Origin of the sequence: Mesorhizobium sp. M2A.F.Ca.ET.039.01.1.1 (genome assembly GCF_003998035.1) — a bacterium.
Taxonomy (GTDB): Bacteria; Pseudomonadota; Alphaproteobacteria; order Rhizobiales; family Rhizobiaceae; genus Mesorhizobium.
This window is the reverse complement of the sequence record NZ_RZRY01000822.1, coordinates 1-2,493: the sequence shown is the minus strand read 5'-3', so window position 1 is coordinate 2,493 and position 2,493 is coordinate 1. Positions and strand designations below refer to the sequence as shown.

The 2,493-nt window shown below is 64.3% G+C and carries 1 protein-coding gene; it reads right to left on the bottom strand.

The window, feature by feature from the left end; translation table 11 throughout:
• Positions 1 to 145: 145 nt before the first annotated feature.
• Positions 146 to 2,335: an anthranilate synthase gene (locus EOA24_RS34215; protein WP_126081606.1), complete on the bottom strand. Its 2,190-nt coding sequence runs from the start codon at positions 2,333 to 2,335 to the stop codon at positions 146 to 148.
• Positions 2,336 to 2,493 lie beyond the last annotated feature (158 nt).

The window sequence follows — 2,493 nt, the reverse complement described above, 5'->3', positions numbered from 1 at the left end:
GAGCCCGTGATGTACCAGGCGGCCACCTTGAGGGCGAGCACGGCGAAGGCGACGACGATCGACCAGAAGGCGAGCCTGGCGACCTTCTGCCTGGTCGCGGCTTTCGCCGCGGCCGTCGTCGTGTCCCGCGCCTGGGTCATCGTCCCTACGCGGCCTTTTCCTTGGCCTTGCGCGGCAGATGCGCGACGATGTTCTCAATGATGCGCATGCCAGCATTGTGACCGAGCGTCATGATCGATTCCGGATGGAACTGCACCGCGGCGATCGGCTCTTTGGGGTGCTCGAAGGCCATGATGATGCCGTCCTCTGTCTCGGCTGTGACCACGAAGCCATCAGGCAGGCGCACCGGATCGGCGAAGATCGAGTGGTAGCGGCCGACGGTCACTTCCTTTGGCAGGCCAGAAAAGATGATGCCGGGTTTCGAGACGCGGATGCGCGAGGGCTTGCCATGCATGGGGATGTGCAACTGCCTCAATTCGCCGCCATAAGCTTCGGCCAGCGCCTGCAAGCCGAGGCAGACGCCGAAGATCGGCAGGTCGCGGGCGCGCGCTTTCTTAATGGTGGCGGCGCAGTCGAAATCTGTCGGCGTGCCGGGGCCAGGCGACAGCACGACGAGATCGGGCTTCAGCCGCTCGAAGACTTCCTCCGGCACCGGCGTGCGCACGGTGGAGACATTGGCGCCGGTCTGGCGGAAGTAGTTGGCCAGCGTGTGGACGAAGGAGTCCTCGTGGTCGACGAGCAGGATGTTGACGCCGTCGCCGACGCGCGCGGTGGTGCGCTCGGTTCCGGTGGCGTTGCCGGTCTTGGCGTCGCGGATGGCGGAGAGCATGGCGGATGCCTTCAGTTCGGTTTCGGCTTCTTCTTCCTCGGGCACGCTGTCGAAGAGCAGTGTGGCGCCGGCGCGCACCTCGGCGATGCCGTCCTTGATGCGGATGGTGCGCAGCGTCAGCCCAGTGTTCATGTCGCCGTTGAAATTGACCATGCCGATGGCGCCACCATACCAGGCGCGCGGGCTCTTCTCGTTCTGCTCGATGAAGCGCATGGCCCAGAGCTTCGGCGCGCCGGTGACGGTGACCGCCCAGGCGTGCGACAGGAAGGCGTCGAAGGCGTCCATGCCTTCGCGCAGCCGGCCTTCGATGTGGTCGACGGTGTGGATCAGGCGCGAATACATCTCGATCTGGCGGCGGCCGATGACGCGCACCGAGCCTGGCTCGCAGACGCGCGACTTGTCGTTGCGGTCGACATCCGAGCACATGGTGAGCTCGGACTCGTCCTTCTTGGAGTTGAGCAGCTTCAGGATCTGCTCGCTATCGGAAATGGCGTCGTCGCCGCGCTTGATGGTGCCCGAGATCGGGCAGGTCTCGACGCGGCGGCCGTTGACGCGCACGAACATCTCCGGCGAAGCGCCGATTAGATATTCGTTCTCGCCGAGATTGATGAAGAAGGAATAGGGCGAGGGGTTGATCGATTTCAGCTTGCGCGAGATGTCGGAGGGCTGGGTCTCGCAGCGCTCGTAGAACATCTGTCCAGGCACAACCTCGAACAGGTCGCCGCGCTTGAAGCTTTCCATGGCGCGCCGCACCAGGTTGGCGTATTCGCCCGGTTCGTGGTCGCCGCGCGGCGGGATGCGGTCGGCGGTCTTGAACGGCTCGACATGGGCATCGCGCGCCAGGCCTTCGGTCGAAAAGCCCTCGCCGGAATAGTCGTAGCGGTCGGTCCAGGCCTTGGTCGAATAATGGTCGACCACGAGAATCTCGTCGGGCAGGAACAGCACCAGGTCGCGCTGGCTTTCCTTGCGCTCGAGCTTGTAGTCCACCGGATCGAACTGGAAGGCGAGGTCGTAGCCGAAGGCGCCATAAAGGCCGAGATTGGCGTCCTCGGCGGTCTTGAACAAAGCGGTGATGGCGCGCAGCACGGTGAAGACGGACGGAACGCGGCTGCGCTCCTCCTCGGTGAAGACGCGGCCGGGTTTTGCCACATCGACGCGGATAAGCGTCTTCGAGGTCTCCGCGATCGTCACTTCGCTCGGCGCGCCAAGCGCCTTTCCGATCACAGGCAGGAGCACTTCGCCGCGCTTGTTCAGCGCTTCGATGCGCATGGCGCGGCCGCGCGCGGAGATCACCAGCGGCGGATCGATAATGGCGGTGTCCCAGCGCGTGTAGCGGCCCGGATACTCGTAGTTCGAGGAAAACACCGCGCCGCGGCGTGAATTCAGGCCGTCTACATAGGCGTCGATCGCGCCTTCATAGGGCCTGTCGTGCCGTTCGCGGGTGATGGTCACGCCGCCCGCGGTGACGAAGCGCTCCGCCCCGTTGTCCAGAACTTTAGTCGTCATTGCCGTCTCCATCAGCGTTTTGGGCAACGGACCCGGGAATGGCTCTAAAAAACAAATGGCCGCCCGGACATTCCGCTGCGGCCACCCTCATTTTCACGCGCACACGCACGAACCGGCCGCTGTCAGCGAGCCCACCACCAAACGGTCTTGTCTGTCTC

Bases quoted from the DNA above. Each gene is read 5' to 3' on its own strand.
- EOA24_RS34215 (WP_126081606.1), bottom strand. From the start codon at position 2,335: ATGACGACTAAAGTTCTGGACAACGGGGCGGAGCGCTTCGTCACCGCG.